Source organism: Pantoea sp. ICBG 828 (assembly GCF_002928355.1).
GTDB lineage: Bacteria > Pseudomonadota > Gammaproteobacteria > Enterobacterales > Enterobacteriaceae > Pantoea > Pantoea dispersa.
Window position 1 is genome coordinate 531,857 of the sequence record NZ_POWN01000004.1, and the last position, 19,564, is coordinate 551,420.

The 19,564-nt window shown below is 59.5% G+C and carries 13 protein-coding genes, 3 tRNA genes and 1 pseudogene; 10 read left to right on the forward strand and 7 right to left on the reverse strand.

Going from position 1 to position 19,564, the window contains the following annotated elements; all coding sequences use genetic code 11:
• Nucleotides 1-54: 54 nt before the first annotated feature.
• From ptrA to recD, 3 genes are read left to right on the forward strand one after another with little or no spacing between them, the layout of a single operon-like run.
• Nucleotides 55-2,952, forward strand: a complete 2,898-nt coding sequence (ptrA, locus tag C1Y43_RS12795) for a pitrilysin (protein ID WP_104188431.1) — start codon at nt 55-57, stop codon at nt 2,950-2,952.
• On the forward strand, nt 2,949-6,488 hold the full coding sequence (recB, locus tag C1Y43_RS12800) for an exodeoxyribonuclease V subunit beta (protein WP_104188433.1): 3,540 nt from the start codon (nt 2,949-2,951) through the stop codon (nt 6,486-6,488). The genes ptrA and recB overlap by 4 nt, the downstream gene beginning before the upstream one ends.
• Complete coding sequence (gene recD / locus C1Y43_RS12805) at nt 6,485-8,332, forward strand: exodeoxyribonuclease V subunit alpha (RefSeq protein ID WP_104188435.1); 1,848 nt, start codon at nt 6,485-6,487, stop codon at nt 8,330-8,332. Before recB ends, recD begins: the two co-directional genes overlap by 4 nt.
• Nucleotides 8,333-8,383: 51 nt before the next feature.
• Here recD and argA read toward each other — a convergent pair whose 3' ends face one another.
• Complete coding sequence (gene argA / locus C1Y43_RS12810) at nt 8,384-9,712, reverse strand: amino-acid N-acetyltransferase (protein ID WP_021506712.1); 1,329 nt, start codon at nt 9,710-9,712, stop codon at nt 8,384-8,386.
• Between the two features lie 232 nt (nt 9,713-9,944).
• Between argA and amiC the strand changes: the two genes are divergently transcribed.
• A complete protein-coding gene (gene amiC / locus C1Y43_RS12815) occupies nt 9,945-11,180 on the forward strand; it encodes an N-acetylmuramoyl-L-alanine amidase AmiC (RefSeq protein ID WP_104093652.1) in 1,236 nt (411 codons plus the stop codon).
• Nucleotides 11,181-11,268: 88 nt separating this feature from the next.
• Here the strand turns inward: amiC and C1Y43_RS12820 are convergent.
• From C1Y43_RS12820 to C1Y43_RS12830, 3 genes are all read right to left on the reverse strand, one after another.
• A tRNA-Met gene (locus tag C1Y43_RS12820) sits at nt 11,269-11,345 on the reverse strand.
• 52 nt (nt 11,346-11,397) lie between these two features.
• A tRNA-Met gene (locus C1Y43_RS12825) sits at nt 11,398-11,474 on the reverse strand.
• A gap of 52 nt (nt 11,475-11,526) precedes the next feature.
• Nucleotides 11,527-11,603: transfer RNA gene (locus C1Y43_RS12830), tRNA-Met, on the reverse strand.
• A 207-nt stretch (nt 11,604-11,810) separates the two neighbouring features.
• Between C1Y43_RS12830 and mltA the strand changes: the two genes are divergently transcribed.
• Together mltA and tcdA are read left to right on the forward strand one after the other, a co-directional pair.
• Nucleotides 11,811-12,959 (forward strand): murein transglycosylase A, encoded by a 1,149-nt coding sequence (gene mltA, locus C1Y43_RS12835; RefSeq protein WP_021507388.1) that lies wholly within the window; start codon nt 11,811-11,813, stop codon nt 12,957-12,959.
• 60 nt (nt 12,960-13,019) lie between these two features.
• A complete protein-coding gene (tcdA, locus tag C1Y43_RS12840) occupies nt 13,020-13,826 on the forward strand; it encodes a tRNA cyclic N6-threonylcarbamoyladenosine(37) synthase TcdA (protein WP_021507387.1) in 807 nt (268 codons plus the stop codon).
• Here the strand turns inward: tcdA and csdE are convergent.
• Both csdE and csdA read right to left on the reverse strand, forming a co-directional pair.
• The gene (csdE, locus tag C1Y43_RS12845; protein ID WP_104188437.1) at nt 13,814-14,266 is read right to left on the reverse strand and encodes a cysteine desulfurase sulfur acceptor subunit CsdE; all 453 of its coding nucleotides are present in this window, start codon (nt 14,264-14,266) and stop codon (nt 13,814-13,816) included. The two genes, tcdA and csdE, sit on opposite strands and share 13 nt — an antisense overlap.
• 4 nt (nt 14,267-14,270) lie before the next feature.
• The gene (gene csdA, locus C1Y43_RS12850; protein WP_104188439.1) at nt 14,271-15,476 is read right to left on the reverse strand and encodes a cysteine desulfurase CsdA; all 1,206 of its coding nucleotides are present in this window, start codon (nt 15,474-15,476) and stop codon (nt 14,271-14,273) included.
• A gap of 208 nt (nt 15,477-15,684) precedes the next feature.
• Here csdA and C1Y43_RS12855 point away from each other — a divergent pair, with 208 nt between their 5' ends.
• The 4 genes from C1Y43_RS12855 to rlmM all read left to right on the forward strand — a co-directional run bounded on the left by C1Y43_RS12855 (nt 15,685) and on the right by rlmM (nt 18,708).
• Nucleotides 15,685-15,909, forward strand: a complete 225-nt coding sequence (locus tag C1Y43_RS12855; RefSeq protein WP_010616412.1) for a YgdI/YgdR family lipoprotein — start codon at nt 15,685-15,687, stop codon at nt 15,907-15,909.
• A gap of 342 nt (nt 15,910-16,251) precedes the next feature.
• Entirely contained in the window at nt 16,252-17,169 is a 918-nt protein-coding gene (locus C1Y43_RS12860; RefSeq protein ID WP_104188440.1) for a transcriptional regulator GcvA, read from the forward strand.
• Nucleotides 17,170-17,219: 50 nt separating this feature from the next.
• Nucleotides 17,220-17,615, forward strand: a complete 396-nt coding sequence (locus tag C1Y43_RS12865) for a DUF423 domain-containing protein (protein WP_021507384.1) — start codon at nt 17,220-17,222, stop codon at nt 17,613-17,615.
• Nucleotides 17,608-18,708, forward strand: a complete 1,101-nt coding sequence (gene rlmM, locus C1Y43_RS12870) for a 23S rRNA (cytidine(2498)-2'-O)-methyltransferase RlmM (RefSeq protein ID WP_021507383.1) — start codon at nt 17,608-17,610, stop codon at nt 18,706-18,708. The genes C1Y43_RS12865 and rlmM overlap by 8 nt, the downstream gene beginning before the upstream one ends.
• Before the next feature lie 748 nt (nt 18,709-19,456).
• Here the strand turns inward: rlmM and C1Y43_RS12875 are convergent.
• Nucleotides 19,457-19,564, reverse strand: a pseudogene (locus tag C1Y43_RS12875) (IS110 family transposase); the annotation flags it as partial.

The following is a 19,564-nucleotide window of genomic DNA, read 5'->3' on the forward strand; positions in this document are numbered from 1 at the left end:
GAGTATCCCGACCGGCGCAATGCCGGCGGATAAGGGTAACGTTAAGGGGTTGAAATGCGGATTTACGCACGCTGGATAGGAGCGCTGCTGCTGAGCATGCTGGCGCTGAATGCCTTTGCCGACGACGGGCGCGGCTGGCAGCCGATTGATGAAACCATCCGCAAGAGCGATCACGATCCGCGCAGTTATCAGGCCATTACCCTGAGCAACGGCATGACGGTGCTGCTGGTGTCGGATGCTGCCGCGCCGAAATCGCTGGCAGCGCTGACGTTACCGATCGGTTCTCTGGACGATCCCGACAGTCAGCTGGGCCTGGCACACTATCTGGAACACATGGTGCTGATGGGGTCAAAAAATTATCCGCAGCCGGATAACCTGGCGGAGTTTCTCAAGAAGCACGGTGGTAGCCACAATGCCAGCACAGCCTCGTACCGCACCGCGTTTTACCTGGAAGTCGAAAACGATGCGCTGCAACCGGCGGTGGATCGTCTGGCGGATGCGATTGCGCAACCCCTGCTCGACCCGACCAACGCGGACCGCGAGCGGCATGCGGTTAACGCTGAGCTGACGATGGCACGCTCGCGCGATGGGCTGCGTATGGCGCAGGTTGGCGCGGAAACCCTCAACCCGGCGCACCCCGGCTCGCGCTATTCGGGCGGTAACCTTGATACTCTGAGTGACAAACCCGACAGCAACCTGCATCAGGCGCTGCTCGATTTCTATCACCGCCACTACTCGGCGAATCTGATGAAAGCGGTGATTTACAGTAACAAACCGCTGCCGGAGATGGCGACGATCGCTGCCGAGACCTTTGGTCGCGTGGCCAATCATCAGGCCAGCGTGCCGGACATTACCGTGCCGGTGGTCACCGATGCGCAGAAAGGCATCATCATTCATTACGTGCCAGCGCAGCCGCGCAAGCAGCTGAAAATTGAGTTTCGCATCGCCAACGACAGCGACCAGTTCCGCAGCAAAACCGACACCTTAATCAGTTATCTGCTGGGCAACCGCAGCAAAAATACCCTGAACGACTGGTTGCAGCAGCAGGGACTGGCGGATGGCGTCAATGCCGGCGCGGATCCGATGACCGAGCGTAACAGCGGCGTGTTTGCCATCTCGGTTTCGCTGACCGACAAAGGTCTGGCGCAGCGCGATCGCGTGGTGGCTGCAGTATTCAGCTACCTTGATATGCTGCGCAAACAAGGCATCGACAAGCGCTATTTCGATGAAGTCGCGCACGTGCTGGCGCTGGATTTCCGCTATCCGTCGATTACCCGCGATATGGATTACATTGAGTGGCTGGTGGATACCATGCTGCGCGTGCCGGTGACGCACACGCTGGATGCGCCTTATCTGGCCGACCGCTATGATGCGGCCGCGATCAGCGCCCGTCTGGCTGAGATGACGCCGCAGAACGCCCGCATCTGGTACATCAGTCCCGCTGAGCCGCACAACAAACAGGCTTACTTTGTGAATGCGCCTTATCAGGTGGATAAAATCAGCGCCGCGCAGTTTAGCGACTGGCAGCAGCAGGCGCAGCAGATTCCGCTGTCGCTGCCGACCCTGAATCCCTACATTCCGTCGGACTTCGCCCTCATCCCGTCTGACGGTAAGCATTACGATCATCCGGTGGCGCTGACCAATGGCGACAGCATGCGCATCTACTGGATGCCGAGCCAGTTCTACGCCAGCGAGCCGAAGGCCGCTATTACGCTCGCGCTGCGTAACAAATCCGCGATCAGCGATGCGCGCCAGCAGGTGTTGTTTGGTCTCAACGACTACCTCTCCAGCCTGGCGCTGGATGAGCTGAATTCGCAGGCCTCGGTGGGCGGCATCAGCTTCTCCACCGGTGAGGACGACGGGCTGGTGTTCAATGCCAGCGGCTTCACCCAGCGCCTGCCGGAGCTGCTGAAAAAGCTGGTAGAAGGCTACGCCAGCTTCCAGCCGGATGCGCAGCAGCTCGAGCAGGCGAAATCCTGGTATCTGGATCGGCTGGAAGCAGCGGAAAAGGGCAAAGCGTTTGAACAGGCGATTCAGCCGATGCAAATGCTGTCCCAGCTGCCTTATACCCAGCGTGAGGCGCGACGCCAGCTGGTGAAACAGATCACGCTGCAGGAGGTGATGGATTACCGCGATGCGCTGATCCAGCACGCCACGCCGGAAATGATGGTGGTCGGCAATCTGTCGGCCGATCGCGTCAGGCAGCTGGGCGAAGAGCTTAAACAGCAGCTGCACAGCACGGGGCACGGTTACTGGCACAGCAATTATGTGGTGGTGGATAAGCCGATCAAAGCCAACCTGCAGAAAACCGGCAGCAGCACCGACTCAGCGCTGGCGACGCTGTATGTGCCGCTCGGCTACAGCGAGTATCAAAGTATGGCTAACAGCACCATGCTGAGCCAGATTGTGCAGCCGTGGTTCTACAATCAGCTGCGCACCGAGGAGCAGCTGGGCTATGCGGTGTTCGCTTATCAGATCCCGATTGGTCGCCAGTGGGGCATTGGCTTCCTGCTGCAAAGCAACAGTAAACCGCCCGCTTATCTGCTGCAGCGTTTCCAGGCGTTCTATCCGCAGGCGGAACAGCGTCTGCGCAGCATGAAAGCGGAGGATTTCGCCCAGTATCAGCAGGCACTGATCAACGACCTGAAACAGCGTCCGCAAACGCTGGATGAAGAGGCCAACCGTTACAGTCGTGATTTCAATCGCCAGAACTTCGCGTTTGATACGCGCGAAAAGGCCATTGCGCAAATTCAGCAGCTGACACCGGCCAGCCTGGCTGACTTTTTCCATCAGGCCGTGCTGGCGCAGCAGGGCATGGCGATGATCTCGCAGATTGGCGGCAGTCACGATGGCACCCACGATGCGGATTACGCGCCGCTGCCGGGCTTTACCACCTGGGATGAAGTCGCCCGGCTGCAGCAGTCGCTCTCCGTGAAGAGTGATGCGCCATGAGTCAGCGCCCTGAATCGCTCAATCCCCTGACGCTGCCGCTGCAGGGTGAGCGTCTGATTGAGGCCTCCGCCGGCACCGGTAAGACCTTTACCATTGGTCTGCTCTACCTGCGTTTGCTATTGGGACTTGGCGGACCGAATGCCTATGCGCGCCCGCTGTCGGTGGAAGAGATTCTGGTGGTGACCTTTACCGAAGCCGCCACCGCCGAACTGCGCGGCCGTATCCGGGAAAATATTCATGAGCTGCGGCTGGCCTGTCTGCGCGGCGTCAGCGCAAATCCGATGCTGATGCAGCTGCTGGCCGACATTGCCCAGCCCGCTGAGGCGGCCTCGCTGCTGCTGGCGGCGGAACGGCAGATGGACGAGGCGGCGATCTTCACCATTCACGGCTTCTGCCAGCGCATGCTCAATCTCAACGCGTTTGAGTCCGGTATGCTGTTTGAGCAGCAGCTGATTGAAGATGAACAGCTGCTGTTGCGTCAGGCGACGGCGGATTTCTGGCGACGCCACTGCTATCCGCTGACGCTGGATATTGCGCGCGTCATCGTTGCGGAATGGAGCGGGCCGGAACAGCTGTTGTCGACGTTGCGCCCGTGGCTGCAGGGCGAGTCGCCCAGCCTGCGTCTGGCGCCGCACGACAGTGAAACCCTGACATCACGCCACAGCAGCAACCTGGCGCGTATTGCCGAAATGAAAGCGCAGTGGCGTGCGCTGGGCGAAGAGGTGCTGACGCTGGTCGGGCAGTCTGATGTTGATAAGCGCAGCTACAGCAGCAAAAACCTGCCGCTGTGGGTCAGCAAAGTCAGCGCCTGGGCGCAGAGCGAGACCGTGGATTACCAGATTCCCGCCGAGCTGGCGCGTTTCGGTCAGCAGGTGCTCAATGAAAAAACTAAAAAGGGCGCGCCACCGCAGCACCCGTTGTTTGCCGCCATTGATACATTCCTGGCGCAGCCGCTGTCGCTGCGCGATTTGGTGATTGCACGCGCGCTGGTGGAGGTGCGTCACGCGGTGCGTAAAGAGAAACGCCTGCAGGCGCTGCTGGGGTTTGACGATCTGCTGAGCCGGCTGGACGAGGCGCTGCAACAGCCCGGCGGCGAGCAGCTGGCGCAGGCGATTCGCCAGCGCTTTCCGGTGGCGCTGATTGACGAATTCCAGGATACCGACCCGCTGCAGTACCGTATTTTCCGCACGCTCTATTTACAGCAGCCGCAGCATGCGCTGCTGCTGATTGGCGACCCAAAACAGGCTATCTACGCCTTCCGCGGTGCGGACATCTTTACCTATATCCGCGCGCGCAGTGAAGTTCACGCGCACTACACGCTGGATACCAACTGGCGCTCGTCACCGGCGATGGTGGAGAGCGTCAATCAGCTGTTTATGCGCCAGCCTGCCCCGTTTCTGTTTGCGGACATCCCGTTTCTGCCGGTCAATGCCGCGCCGCCCAATCAGCGTTTGTCGCTGAGTATCGACGGCGAGGAGCAGGCCGCGCTGCGCTTCTGGCTACAGCCGGGCGCAGGCTGCAGCGTCAGCGAATACCAGCAGCTGATGGCGCAGCAGTGCGCCGCCGATATCAGCCGCTGGCTGCAGGCGGGTCAGCAACAGCGCGCGCTGCTGGGCAAAACCCCCGATCAGCGGCCGGTGCAGGCCTCGGACATCACCGTATTGGTGCGCAGCCGGAACGAAGCCAATCTGATTCGCGCCGCGCTCAATCAGCTCGGCATTCCCTCGGTTTATCTCTCCAACCGCGACAGCGTGTATACCACGCCCGAGGCGCGAGAACTGCTATGGCTGTTGCAGGCGATCCTTGCACCCGAGCAGGAGCGGATGCTGCGCACCGCGCTGGCCACGTCGCTGTTTGCCTTTGATGCCGCGCAGCTGGACGCGCTGGATCAGGATGCGCGCGGCTGGGATGCGCTGGTGGATACCTTTGCCCGCTGGCAGCAATTGTGGCACCAGCGTGGCGTACTGCCGATGCTGCGTCAGCTGATGCTGGAGCGCCAGCTGGCAGAAAACCTGCTGGCCTCAGAGAATGGCGAGCGTCGCCTGACCGATCTGCTGCACCTCGGCGAACTGCTGCAGGAGGCGGCGGCCCAGCTCGACAGTCCGCACGCGCTGGTGCGTTATCTGGCGCAGCAGATCGCCCGACCAGACAGCCAGTCGGCCAGCCAGCAGCTGCGGCTGGAGAGCGACCGCCACCTGGTGCAGATTGTCACTATCCATAAATCCAAGGGGTTACAGTATCCACTGGTGTGGCTGCCGTTTGCCGCCGGTTTCCGCGAGGCCGATATCGCGCTCTATCACGACCGCGAGCATTACAACGCGGTGCTGGATTTGCAGAATGATGAGCAAAGTCTGGCGCTGGCAGAGCAGGAGCGGCTGGCAGAGGATTTACGCCTGCTGTACGTGGCGCTGACGCGTTCGGTGTATCACTGCAGCGTCGGCGTGGCACCGCTGTTTCGCGGCACGCGCAAGAAAGAGGGCGAGAGCGATTTACATAAAAGCGCGCTGGGTTTCCTGCTGCAGCGCGGCGAGCCGGCCACCGCAGAACAGCTGGCGAGTTTACTGCACGACATCAGTGTGACCGGAACCGAAGTGGTGCTGGCGCAGCCGCAGGGCCATGAACGCTGGCAGGCGCTGGACGAGGTTGACGATGCGCTGGATGCGCGCAGCGTCACGCGCGCGCTGGCCGATCCGTGGCGTGTTACCAGCTACTCCGGGCTGCAGCAGCACGGCAGTCATCGTCTGCTGGATGTGATGCCGGGCTTCGATGCGGAAGCGGTCGGGGAAGATCGCGAGGCGGAAGTGCTGGAAGCCGCGCTGACGCCGCACCATTTCCCACGTGGCGCAGCGCCCGGGACTTTCCTGCATACGCTGTTTGAATCGCTCGACTTCACCCAGCCGCCGTCAGCGCCGCAGCTGGAACAGCAGTTGCAACAGAGCGGCTATCCGCTGCACTGGCAGCCGATGCTGAGCGAGTGGATTACCCGCGTGGTGAACACGCCGCTCAACACTGAAGGGATCCGGCTGAGCGACATCACACCGGGCAATCGCCTGATCGAGATGGAGTTCTATTTGCCGATTGACGGACTGCTGACGGCACCGGCGCTGGACGCGTTGATGCGGCAGGATCCGCTGTCGCGTCAGGCGCCGCCGCTCGACTTCCGCCAGGTGCAGGGCATGCTGAAAGGCTTCATCGACCTGGTATTTCGCTGGCAGGGCAAATACTATCTGCTGGATTACAAATCTAACTGGCTGGGCGAGAGCCATCAGGCATACACACCGCAGGCGATGGCGCAGGCGATGATCGACCACCGTTACGATTTGCAGTATCAGTTGTATACGCTGGCGCTGCATCGCTATTTGCAGCACCGCCTGACGGATTACGATTATGAACAGCATTTTGGCGGCGTATTCTATCTGTTTTTACGCGGCATGGATGGCAGCTCGCCAGATAACGGGGTGTTCCATACCCGACCAACATCAGATTTCGTTTCACAACTGGATAGCCTGTTTCGCGGGCCGGGAGCAGCAGCATGAGTAGCATGAGTACGCTATTGGCACAGGCGGCAGAACTGCGCCTGCTGCGGGCGCTGGATATTCAGTTTGCCCGGCTGCTGGCCGACGACGATCGGCCCGCGCATCTGCTGGCGGCTGCCTGTCTCAGCGCGGAAGCTGGTGACGGTCACGTCTGCCTGCCGCTGTCGCAGCTTACCCGCGAAGGGCTGTTCAGCGGTCGTCATCCGGAGCTGGCACACGCCATCTGGCAGGCCGCCGGCGAGCCGCAGGACTGGCCAACGCTGCTGGCGGACTGGCAGGCGCTCAGCGCCAGCGATCGCCCGGCGCCGGTGGTGCTGCGTGATAACCGGCTCTATCTGCACCGGCTCTGGCATCACGAAGGGGAAGTGGCGCGCTTTTTCCAGCCACAGGCGGCGCCGCAGCTGTTTGCGCCCGAACAGGTGCGCAGCGTGCTGGATACCTTTTTCGGCTGCCAGCCTGAGGACTGGCAGAAAATTGCGGCGGCGGTGGCGCTGACGCAAAAAACCGCGGTGATCTCTGGGGGGCCCGGCACCGGCAAAACCACCACGGTGGCGAAGCTGCTGGCGGCGCTGATTCGCCTCAGTGAGGGAACCCTGCGCATTCAGCTGGCCGCCCCTACCGGTAAGGCGGCGGCGCGGCTGACCGAGTCGCTGGGTAAGGCGCTGCGCAGTCTCGACGTCAGCGATGCGGAGCGCCAGCGTTTTCCGGCAGAAGCCACCACGCTGCACCGTTTACTCGGTGCCCAGCCCGAGACGCAGCGCCTGCGCTACCACGCCGGTAATCCGCTGCATCTCGATGTGCTGGTGGTCGATGAAGCCTCGATGGTCGATCTCGGCATGATGGCAAACCTGATCGCCGCGCTGCCCGCTCACGCGCGGGTGATTTTTCTCGGCGATCGCGACCAGCTGGCCTCGGTTGAAGCCGGTGCGGTACTCGGGGATATCTGCCGCTGTGCCGAGGCGGGCTATAGTCCGGTGCGTGCGCTGCAGCTCACCACGCTGACCGGCTGCGAGGTTGCCGGCACCGATGATGCGGTGGCCCCGGCGGTGCGTGATGCCATCTGCCTGCTGCGCAAAAGCTACCGTTTCGCGGCGCACTCCGGCATCGGTCAGCTGGCTGCGGCGGTCAACGCCGGCGAAGCGCAGGCGGTCGAGGCGGCCTTTCAGGCGGGCTTCAGTGATATCGTGCGCCAGCCGCTCAACGATGCCGAAGCGTATCAGGCGATGCTGACGCAGATTGCCGAAGGCTATCGGCCATTTCTCCAGCTGATTAACCAGCGTGCCGCACCGGCCGAGGTGATTGCTGCGTTTGGCCGTTATCAGCTGCTGTGCGCCCTGCGCGAAGGGCCATTTGGCGTGCAGGGGCTCAATCAGCGTATTGAGCACAAGCTGATGCAGCTGCAGCTGATTCGTCGTCCGGCAGGGGGCAGCCGCTGGTATCAGGGACGTCCGGTGATGGTGACGCGTAACGACAGCGCGCTTGGCCTGTTCAATGGTGATATCGGCATTACGCTGTTCGATGAGGAAGGGCTGCTCAAGGTGTTTTTCCCGCTGCCTGATGGCAGCATCAAAGCGGTACAGCCAAGTCGCCTGCCGGCCCATGACACGGCATGGGCGATGACGGTGCACAAATCACAGGGTTCAGAGTTTGACCACACCGCGCTGGTGATGCCGGCTCAGTTCCTGCCGGTACTGACGCGCGAGCTGATATACACGGCTATTACCCGGGCGCGCAGCCAGCTGACGCTGTTCAGTGATGAAGCGGTGTTCCGGCGTGCGGTGCAGTTGCGCACGCAGCGGCGCAGCGGGTTGCTGGATCGCTTAGGGGAAGAAGAGGGCAGATGATTGCGCCGCGGCGGGGAATAGCCCTCAGCGGCGCGTAAGGTGCGCTGGCGCTTAGCGTAAGTCTGCCATCAGCACTTTGGAACGACGCTGATAGTTGTACATCTGCTTTTTGCTTTCAGGCAGCGACTCAATATCCACCGGCGTGAAGCCGCGCTCCTGGAACCAGTGGATACTGCGCGTGGTCAGCACGAACAGCTTCTTCAGCCCCATCTGCCGCGCCTGCAGCGCCACGCGCTCCAGCAGCAGCTCGCCGCGTGACGAGCTGCGATAGTCGGGGTGCACCGCCACGCAGGCCATCTCGCCGATTTGCTCGTCCGGGAACGGATAGAGCGCTGCGCAGGCGATGGTCATATTGTCGCGCTGAATAATGGTGAATTTGTCGATCTCCATCTCCAGCTGCTCGCGTGAACGGCGCACCAGAATGCCCTGCTGCTCCAGCGGACGAATCAGTTCGAGAATCCCGCCGATGTCGTTAATGTTGGCGCGGCGAATCTGCTCAGCCGACTCCATGACAATCTGCGTACCGATACCGTCACGCGAGAACAGCTCCTGCAGCAGTGCGCCATCTTCCTGATAGCTGATCAGATGGCTGCGGCGCACGCCGCTGCGGCAGGCTTTGACCGCGCCACGCAGGAAGCGCACGGTGCCGGAGAGAAAATCACCGTCGCTCTCCATTTCATCAATACGCGTCTGCGCCTCGTTCGGGAACAGCTCGGAAATGATGGTGCCTTCGCGATCGGTTACGCCCTGTTCGGAGCAGAAACCGATCATCTTCTCGGCTTTCAGCTTAATCGCCAGCTGCGTCGCCACCTCTTCCGAGGTCAGGTTAAAGCTTTCGCCGGTCACCGAGACCGCCACCGGACCCAGCAGCACAATGGCATTGTTATCCAGCTGACGATGGATCGCCTCTTCGTCAATCCGGCGGATGCGGCCGCTGTGGCAGTAATCGACGCCGTCATCCACGCCCAGCGGCTGAGCGATGATGAAGTTACCGCTCACCACATTAATATGCGCGCCCTGCAGCGGCGTATTATTCAGGCTCATCGACAGACGCGCCGTAATATCGAGCTGTAAACGCCCGGCCGCCTGCTTCACCAGCTCCAGCGATTGGGCATCGGTCACGCGCGTGTGTTTGTGATAAATCGGCTCCAGCTGCTGCTGCGCGAGGCTGGCATCGATCTGCGGCCGTGCGCCATAAACCACCACCAGGCGAATGCCGAGACTATGCAACAGGCCGATATCGTTAACGATGCTGGAGAAGTTCTCATGCTCGATGGCCTCGCCACCCAGCATGATGACAAACGTCTTGTCACGGTGGGCATTAATATAGGGAACGGTATGGCGAAAACCCTGAACCAGTTCGGTACTGCGTTCCTTCACGGCAAACCCTCTGTGAATGGTTATTCGAAATTTATGTATTTTTATGCTCTTTCGCCACTTTTTGCAAGCATCGGACCTGACGTTACTTTACGATTTTCCTGATGCAAGCCACGCTAACAGACTGCATTATCTGGTTTTTCCGGCAAGACAAGACATTCCTCATTGAATAAAGTTTTCGCCTTCTGCTCGTCAACTGACGATTTTTTAGACATAACACAGTAGCTGGAGCGGCATGTCCGAAGCTTTTACCCGAAGACGACTTTTACAGGGCGCAGGTGCGCTGTGGTTGCTGAGCGTGACGCGCAGCGGTTTTGCGGCCAGTCAGCACATTGTGGCCGTGCGCATCTGGCCATCCTCGACTTACTCGCGCGTGACGCTGGAATCCAGCGTCGCGCTGCACTATAAGCAGTTCACGCTGAGCAATCCCGAACGGCTGGTGATCGATATCCAGAACCTGCACATCAACAGTGCGCTGAAAGGCATTGATAAGCTGGTGCGGGTGGACGATCCCTACATTAAAACCGCGCGCGTCGGTCAGTTTGATCCCACCACGGTGCGCGTGGTGCTGGAGCTGAAGCGCAGCGTGGCACCGAAAACCTTCACCCTCGATCCGGTCGCGGGTATTCGCCACCGGCTGGTGGTCGATCTCTATCCCAGCCAGTCGTCACAGGAAGAGGATCCGCTGCTGGCGTTACTGAAGGATTACAACCAGGGTGAACTGGAGCGCGACCAACCGGCGCAGGCGCCGCTACCGGGTAAAGCCGGGCGCGATCGACCGATTATTATCATGATTGATCCCGGTCACGGCGGAGAAGATCCCGGCGCGCACGGCAAGTACAAAACGCGCGAGAAAGATATCGTGCTGAAGATTGGACGCTATCTGAAAGCGCTGATCGACAAAGAACGTAATATGAAGGCTTACATGACGCGCAACGAAGATGTGTTTATACCGCTGCGCGTGCGGGTCGCGAAAGCGCGCAAGCAGCGTGCCGATCTGTTTGTCTCGATTCACGCTGACGCTTTTACCAGCCGGGCGGCGCGCGGCTCTTCGGTCTTCGCGCTCTCCACCAGCGGCGCAACCTCGGCCGCCGCGCGCTTTCTCGCCCAGACGCAGAACGAAGCGGATTTGATCGGGGGGGTCAGCATGAGCGGCGATCGCTATCTCGACCACACCATGTTCGATATGGTGCAGCGGCAGACCATCAGCGACAGTCTGAAGTTTGGCAAAGAAGTGCTGACGCGCATGGGCCACATTAACCACCTGCATAAACGCACGGTGGATCAGGCCGGCTTTGCGGTGCTGAAAGCGCCGGATATCCCGTCGATTCTGGTGGAAACGGCGTTTATCAGTAACGTCGAAGAGGAGCGGAAGCTGCGTACCCCGCGCTATCAGCATCAGGTAGCGGAAGCCATTCTGCACGGTATTAAGGCGTATTTTGACAAAGGCGGCGTGCTGGCACGGCGTTAGGGCAGGGCGGCAGCGATGCCGCTTTTTACCGGGCGCAGAAACAAAAAAACACCCGTCAGGGTGTTGTGATGTTCTTCGTCAGAAGAAGTGGTTGCGGGGGCCGGATTCGAACCGACGACCTTCGGGTTATGAGCCCGACGAGCTACCAGGCTGCTCCACCCCGCGTCCGTCTGTCGCACTGAGCGACTTTGCACATTGTATTCTTCGTTAAGACAATTGGTTGCGGGGGCCGGATTCGAACCGACGACCTTCGGGTTATGAGCCCGACGAGCTACCAGGCTGCTCCACCCCGCGTCCGTCTGTCGCGCTAAGCGACTTGCCACATTGTCTCTTCATCACGAAGAATTGGTTGCGGGGGCCGGATTTGAACCGACGACCTTCGGGTTATGAGCCCGACGAGCTACCAGGCTGCTCCACCCCGCGTCCGTGGATGCGCACTATACACCGGGCGTATGATGATGCAACCCCTTTTTTGCGTTAAAGCGCTAAATAGACAAACAGTTGCTGAATTATTTGGCCATTGGACGATTTATTATACAGATGTGAGCGCGCTAGCCTGCGGCAGATTTCATTCTGTCTGCCCCTTTGCTATCGTCGCCGTGCAAACAACCAGCTTAAAAAGAGAAGGTAATGAAAGGACATTGGGCGAAGTATGCACTTACTGGCGCATTTCTGGCGCTGTTAGCCGGTTGTAGCTCTAAGCCGACCGATCGCGGTCAGCAATATATTGATGGCAAGCTGGAGCAACCGCTCGGGCTGGTGAATGAGCCGAACGCCAAAGGGCGTCCGGTCAATGGCCGTGATTTCGGCCTGCAGGTGCAGCAGATCCAGTCGGCGTCGTCCGGTCTGTATGGCCGCAACCTCGGCACTTACAGTGCGATTCAGAACTGGCTGCTCTCCGGCGCCGATACGCGTCAGCTGCGCCAGTTCGGCCTGAACGCCTATCAGATGGAAGGCACCGACAGCTACGGCAACGTACAGTTTACCGGTTACTACACGCCGGTGGTGGAAGCGCGTTATACCCGTCAGGGCGAATTCCAGTATCCGATTTATCGCATGCCGCCGCGTCCGCGCGGACAGAAGCTGCCAAGCCGCGCTTCTATCTATAGTGGCGCACTGGATGAGCGTTATGTGATTGCCTGGAGCAACTCGCTGATCGACAACTTTATGATGGACGTGCAGGGTAGCGGCTATGTCGATTTCGGCGATGGCCGTCCGCTGCGTTTCTTCGGTTACGGCGGCAAGAACGGCTGGGCTTACCACAGTATTGGCAAAGAGCTGATCGATCGCGGTGAAGTGAAGCGCGAAGACATGTCGATGCAGGCGATTCGGCAGTGGGCGCAGGAGCACTCGCCGCAGGAAGTGCGCAACGTACTGGAAACCAACCAGTCGTTCGTGTTCTTCAAGCCGGAAGAGTATGTGCCGGTGCGCGGTGCCAGCGCGGTACCGCTGATTGCCAAAGCCTCGGTGGCGTCCGATCGTTCGCTGATTCCCGCCGGTACGGCGCTGCTGGCTGAAGTGCCGCAGCTGAATGAGAAGGGCAAATTCAACGGCAAATATGAGATGCGCCTGATGGTCGCACTGGACGTGGGCGGCGCGATCAAAGGCCAGCACTTCGATATCTACCAGGGCGTCGGCCCGGATGCGGCGCATCTGGCGGGCTTCTACAACCATTATGGCCGCGTCTGGGTACTGAAAGCCGCGCCGGGAACCGGCCAGCCGCTGTTCAGCAATCCGCAAAACGGCAATAATGGTTCATTGATTATCGGCGCAAATTGATAGGCTGCGCACCCTGGGTTTGTCGGGTGCGCGTCTGCGCATCGTACTAAAAGGTTAGCTATGAAAGTTGTCAGCGACGCCTGGCGCCAGCGATTTGGCGGCACGGCGCGTCTCTACGGGCAGGAAGCACTGCAGCGTTTTGCCGACGCGCATTTCTGCGTCATCGGCATTGGCGGCGTCGGTTCCTGGGCGGCCGAAGCGCTGGCGCGCACTGGCATCGGTAAAATTACCCTGATCGACATGGACGATGTGTGTATTACCAATACCAACCGTCAGATTCATGCATTGCAGGGGCATGTCGGTCAGGCGAAAACTGAGGTGATGGCGCAGCGTATTCACGCCATCAATCCGGAGTGTGAGGTGATCTGCATCGATGACTTTATCACGCCGGACAATACCGCGGAGCTGATGGCGGCGGGGTTCGACTATGTGATTGACGCGATTGATAGCGTGCGGCCTAAGGCTGCGCTGATCGCCTGGTGCCGGCGTAATAAGATCCCGCTGATCACCACCGGTGGCGCCGGCGGACAGATCGATCCGACGCAGATTCAGGTCAGTGACTTAGCCAAAACCATTCAGGATCCGCTGGCTGCCAAACTGCGCGAGCGGCTGAAAAGTGATTTTGGCGTAGTGAAAAACAGCAAGGGTAAACTGGGGATCGACTGCGTGTTCTCTACTGAGGCGCTGGTGTATCCGCAGCCGGACGGCAGCGTATGCGCTTCGCGCAGTACGGCGGAAGGGCCAAAGCGCATGGACTGTGCCGCCGGCTTTGGTGCGGCCACCATGGTGACCGCCACCTTTGGTTTTGTTGCGGTGTCGCACGCGCTGAAAAAATTCCTCGCGCGCGCGGCGCGTCAGTCTGCCTGATGCGCGCGGGCGGCGCGCTGTACCGCCTCAGCCAGCGCCTGTAAACCACTGCTGCGCGAGGCGCTCAGCTGCGCGCGCAGCCCTAAGGTATCAAACAGCGCCAGCGGGTCTGTGGCTAACAGGGCCGCGGGCGTTTTTCCTTCCACCGCTGTCAGCAGCACCGCCAGCAATCCGCGCACAATGCGTCCCTCACTGTCACCGTAAAAATGCAGCGTGCCGTCGGCCCGCTGCTGGCTGCTGAGCCAGACGCGGTTTTCGCAGCCGGAGAGCTCAATTTCCGCCGTTTTCAGCGCTTCCGGCAGCACCGGCAACTGGCGGCTGAGCTGAATCAGCTGGCGGTAGCGATCTTCCCACTGATGAAAATGGGCAAACTTCTCCGTCAGGCTGGCTGCGGTAATCAGATCACCAAACGGATGGGGGGCAAGCAGGGCTGATGTCATTACGTTACTCACTCAGTAAATCTACGGCATGGTGCATGGCGCGCACCAGCGCGTCCACGTCCTGCAGATTATTATAGGGGGCAAATGAGACGCGCAGCGTGCCGCTGACGCCAAGCGCCGCCATCAGCGGCTGGGCACAGTGCTGGCCGGCGCGCAGCGCGATGCCCTGTTCCGCCAGCAGCGTCACGATATCGCTGTGGTGAATACCGGCGATATCAAACGCCAGCAGGCTGGCGCTGCCGCAGCGGAAACTGCGGAAGCCAGGAATAGCGCTGAGTTGCTCTTCGGCAAGGCTGGCCAGCTGCTGGCTCCAGCGTTCGGCTTTTTCCGCATCGTACTGTGTCAGCCAGTCCAGCGCCGCACTCAGCCCGACCACACCCGCCACGTTCGGCGTGCCTGCTTCAAAGCGCCACGGCACCGGCTGCGGCGTGAAGCCGCTGAAATCGACCTGCGTCAGCATTTTGCCGCCGCCCTGCCACGGCGGCATCGCGTCCAGCAGCTCCGCTTTACCGTACAGCACGCCAGTGCCCATCGGGCCGTACAGCTTGTGCGCGGAAAAGGCGTAGAAGTCGATATCCAGCGCCTGCACATCCGGCGGGCAGTGCACTACGCCCTGCGCGCCATCCACAATCACTTTCGCCCCAACGCCGTGCGCCAGCGTAATCGCCTGCGCCAGATCCGGACAGCCACCGGTCACGTTAGACATCTGACCTATCGCCAGCAGCCGGGTGCGCGCGTTGAACAGCTGCGGCAGCAGGGCGATATCCGGCCGCCGGTCAGCGCCAAGCGGCCACTTTATCACTTTCGCACCGCTGGCCTGCGCCACCATCAGCCACGGCACCAGATTGGCGTGGTGCTCGGCTTCGCTCACCACAATCTCGTCGCCCGGCTGCAGGCGCGGTGCCAGCCAGCTGTGCGCCACCAGGTTGATGGCCTCCGTGGTGCCACGCGTCCAGACGATTTGCCGATCGTCCGCCGCCTGCAGCCAGTGCGCCACGCGCGCCCGCGCCTGTTCATACTGTGCCGTCAGCGCGCGGGCAGCGGTGAACTGGCTGCGGTGGACGGTGCCGCCGCTCAGCGAATAAAACTGCGCGGTCGCGTCAATCACCGCCTGCGGCTTCAGTGCGGTGGCGGCGCTGTCGAGATAGACACCCGCATCGCTCAGCGCGGGAAACTGCTGACGAAACTCGCCAGGAGAGAAATGGGTCATACTCAGCTCACTTACTTGGATGTTAGGACCAGGCTGAAAGCCACGCCGTGGCCTGGCAAAGCTGGAAAAGCGCGTTATGCTAATTATTGCAAGGTTTGAACCGAAACCCGCATAACGAATCGGTCTGTTCCAGTCGATCGCTCTGTTTGCTGCCACTGGTCAGCGCACGCGGGTGGTTTAATGCAATCAATCTGCAAGGAGATAGAAGATGAATAAACTCGCCGCAGTGCTGGCCGTGTGCACCATGGCCTTTACCCTGGCCGCCTGTTCCAGCAACTACGTCATGCATACTAATGATGGTCGCACCATTGTTGCGGATGGCAAACCAAAAGTTGACGATGAAACCGGTATGATCAGCTATAAAGATGCCAATGGCAACGAGCAGCAGATTAACCGCTCAGATGTGAAAGAGATGGTGGAAATGGGCCAGTAAGCCCGGCTAGCAGGTAAAAAAAAGCACCGCAATTTGCGGTGCTATTTAAAATCACTATGGACAGACAGGGTAAATCTACAGGAATTAAAAGTTTGATCTGCAATCGTCAGATCAAAATGCAAACACAACATCACGACCACAAGCCAAAAGCTCTCTAAAAGTCTGCGATCTCTCGCACGTTTCCAGAAATCTTTTCGTTCCGGCTCAGGAAGTGCGGCAACTATAGGTATTTGCTGGAGCTTCCTCAACGGACAAATTATAATGTCTCGGATTAAAAAATCTAATACGTAACGACTTTGTATAAGTTGCAGTGTTACGCTGTCAATCCGGGTACGGAAAACCATGTCAAAACGCCTTCCGCCGCTTAATGCTCTTCGCGTCTTCGACGCTGCGGCCCGTCATTTGAGCTTCACCAAAGCCGCTGAGGAGCTGTTTGTCACCCAGGCGGCTGTCAGCCATCAGATTAAATCGCTGGAAGATTTTCTCGGTCTCAAGCTGTTTCGCCGGCGCAATCGTTCGCTGTTACTGACCGAAGAGGGTCAAAGCTACTATCTCGATATCAAAGAGATTTTTTCGGCACTGAACGATGCCACGCGCAAACTGCAGGCGCGCAGTGCCAAAGGGGCTCTCACCGTCAGCCTGTTGCCGAGTTTCGCCATTCAGTGGCTGGTTCCGCGCCTCTCCAGCTTTAATCTGGCTTATCCGGGCATTGATGTGCGTATCCAGGCGGTAGACCGTGATGAGGAGAAGCTGGCCGACGATGTCGACGTGGCGATTTTTTACGGCCGCGGCAACTGGCCCGGTTTGCGGGTAGAGAAATTGTATGCCGAATATCTGCTGCCGGTGTGCTCGCCGCAGCTGCTGACCGGCGACAATCCGCTCAAATCACCGGCCGATCTGGCGCATTTCACGCTGCTGCATGACGCCTCGCGCCGTGACTGGCAATCCTATATTCGTCAACTGGGCTTGCAGCACATTAATGTTCAGCAGGGGCCGATCTTCAGCCACAGCGCCATGGTGCTGCAGGCGGCGATCCACGGCCAGGGCGTGGCGCTGGCCAATAACGTGATGGCGCAGAGTGAAATTGAGGCCGGACGTCTGGTCTGTCCTTTCAACGATGTCTTAGTGAGTAAAAATGCTTTTTATCTGGTTTGTCATGACAGCCAGGCAGAACTGGGTAAAATAGCCGCCTTTCGGCAGTGGATTCTGGAAAAAGCCGCAACTGAACAAGAAAAATTCCGCTTCCGCTACGATCACTAACGCGTTGCCTGCCGCACAGTGATGTGCGGTTTCACCTTGAGGATAAATGAATGTCCAGTCGTGCCATGTTTATATTTGCCGCCATCAGCGGCTTTCTGCTGGTGGCGTTTGGTGCTTTTGGGGCGCATGTGCTGAGCAAAGCGCTCGGCGCGGCCGAGATGGCGTGGATCCATACCGGCCTTGAATATCAGGCGTATCATACGCTGGCGATTATCGGTATTGGCGCAGCGATGCTGCGTCGCGCCAATATCTGGTTTTACTGGAGTAGCGCCGCGATGGCGCTGGGTATCGTCCTGTTCAGCGGCAGCCTGTATTGTCTGGCGCTGTCGCACCTGAAGTTTTGGGTGTTTGTTACGCCGGTTGGAGGCCTGTGCTTCCTGATTGGCTGGTTTTTGATGTTGATTGGCGCGCTGCGTCTGAAACGAAAGGCAGATCGCCATGAATAAAGTTTTACTCTATTGCCGTCCGGGATTTGAGAAAGAGTGTGCGGCAGAAATCAGTGCCAAAGCAGCGGAGCGCGAAATCTACGGTTTTCCGCGCGTTAAAGATGACGCCGGTTACGTGCTGTTTGAGTGCTATCAGCCGGAAGAGGCGGAAAAACTGATCGCCACGCTGCCGTTCGCGGAGCTGATTTTTGCCCGGCAAATGCTGGTAGTGGGCGAGCTGCTGCGCGATCTCCCGCCGGAAGATCGTATTACCCCGATCGTCGGCATGCTGAGCGGCGTGGTGGAGAAGGGCGGCGAGCTGCGCGTTGAAGTGCCCGACACCAATGAAGCCAAAGAGCTGACCAAATTTTGCCGAAAGCTGACGGTACCGCTGCGCGCCAGCCTGCGCGACAGCAAAATCCTGCTGAATTATGAGAGCAATAAACGTCCGGTAGTGCATGTGTTCTTTATCGCGCCGGGCACCTGCTACGTTGGTTATTCGCTGCCGCACAACAACTCGCCGTTTTACATGGGCATTCCGCGCCTGAAGTTCCCGGCCGATGCGCCAAGCCGCTCTACGCTGAAGCTGGAAGAAGCATTCCATGTGTTCGTGCCGGCCGATGAGTGGGACGAACGGCTGGGCAGCGGCATGTATGCGGTCGATCTTGGTGCCTGCCCCGGCGGCTGGACCTATCAGCTGGTGAAGCGCAGCATGTGGGTGTACGCGGTGGATAACGGCCCGATGGCGCCGAGCCTGATGGATACCGGACAGGTTACGCACTGCCGCGAAGACGGTTTCAAATTCCGCCCGCCGCGCAGCAACATCAGCTGGCTGGTGTGCGACATGGTGGAAAAACCGGTGCGCGTCGCCAGCCTGATGACCGAATGGCTGGTCAACGGCTGGTGCCGTGAGGCGATCTTCAACCTCAAGCTGCCAATGAAAAAGCGCTATGAAGAGGTTACGCAGAATCTGGCTATGATGGACGCGGCGCTGAAGGAGAAGGGCGTAAACGCGCAGATTCAGGCGCGCCAGCTGTATCACGACCGCGAAGAAGTGACCGTGCATGTGCGCCGGATTTGGGCGGCAGTCGGCGGACGGCGCGACGAACGCTAGTTCTGCTTCATACTTTGCGCTATCGCGGCGTTGGCTGCGCCTGCTCGCCCCGGTCACATACTAATGTATGCTCCCGGGACTCCCAGGCTTGCCGCCTTGCGCTAGCACAAATTATTTCGCAGAACTTAGTTGCACTCATCCGTAGCGGCGCGATTTATCGCGCAATGAGCGGGATTGAAACTTCCCTGAACAGCTCGGGCTTGTCGTCCTGCGGTGGCACAAATTATTTCGCAGAAACTAGGTGCACTAGCCCGTAGCGGCGCGATTCATCGCGCAATTAGCGGGATTGAAACTTCCCTGAACAGCTCGGGCTTGTCGTCCTGCGGTGGCACAAATTATTTCGCAGAAATTAGGTGCACTAGCCCGTAGCGGCGCGATTCATCGCGCAATGAGTAGGGTTGAAACTTCCCGGATCAGCTCAGGCTTGCCGCCTTGCACTAGCACAAATTATTTCTCAGAACTTAGTTGCACTCATCCGTAGCGGCGCGATTCATCGCGCAATAAATTGCGCCGCTACCAAGACCGCAACCGATGTGGAATGGGGCTATAACTCGCCTGACCAGCTCGGGCTTGCCGTCCTGCGGTGGCACAAATTATTGCGCAGAAATTAGGTGCACCAGCCCGTAGCGGCGCGATTCATCGCGCAATAAATTACGCCGCAACCAAAACCGCAACCGGTGTGGAATGGGGCTATAACTTGCCTGAACAGCTTAGGCTTGCCGTGCTGCTGTAGATACCGTCTTGCCGGTTACCTGGCAAGACATATTTCGGCATCGAACGGACGACCCGATTTCAGCACGCCATAAGCCAGCTGCAGCAGCTTCTTCATCGCCGCGCACACCACGACTTTTCCCGT

Coding starts and splice junctions, on each gene's coding strand:
- mltA (WP_021507388.1), top strand. CDS start 11,811: ATGAAAGGACATTGGGCGAAGTATGCACTTACTGGCGCATTTCTGGCG.
- ptrA (WP_104188431.1), top strand. CDS start 55: ATGCGGATTTACGCACGCTGGATAGGAGCGCTGCTGCTGAGCATGCTG.
- C1Y43_RS12860 (WP_104188440.1), top strand. CDS start 16,252: ATGTCAAAACGCCTTCCGCCGCTTAATGCTCTTCGCGTCTTCGACGCT.
- csdE (WP_104188437.1), bottom strand. CDS start 14,266: ATGACATCAGCCCTGCTTGCCCCCCATCCGTTTGGTGATCTGATTACC.
- recD (WP_104188435.1), top strand. CDS start 6,485: ATGAGTAGCATGAGTACGCTATTGGCACAGGCGGCAGAACTGCGCCTG.
- tcdA (WP_021507387.1), top strand. CDS start 13,020: ATGAAAGTTGTCAGCGACGCCTGGCGCCAGCGATTTGGCGGCACGGCG.
- recB (WP_104188433.1), top strand. CDS start 2,949: ATGAGTCAGCGCCCTGAATCGCTCAATCCCCTGACGCTGCCGCTGCAG.
- csdA (WP_104188439.1), bottom strand. CDS start 15,476: ATGACCCATTTCTCTCCTGGCGAGTTTCGTCAGCAGTTTCCCGCGCTG.
- rlmM (WP_021507383.1), top strand. CDS start 17,608: ATGAATAAAGTTTTACTCTATTGCCGTCCGGGATTTGAGAAAGAGTGT.
- amiC (WP_104093652.1), top strand. CDS start 9,945: ATGTCCGAAGCTTTTACCCGAAGACGACTTTTACAGGGCGCAGGTGCG.
- C1Y43_RS12865 (WP_021507384.1), top strand. CDS start 17,220: ATGTCCAGTCGTGCCATGTTTATATTTGCCGCCATCAGCGGCTTTCTG.
- C1Y43_RS12855 (WP_010616412.1), top strand. CDS start 15,685: ATGAATAAACTCGCCGCAGTGCTGGCCGTGTGCACCATGGCCTTTACC.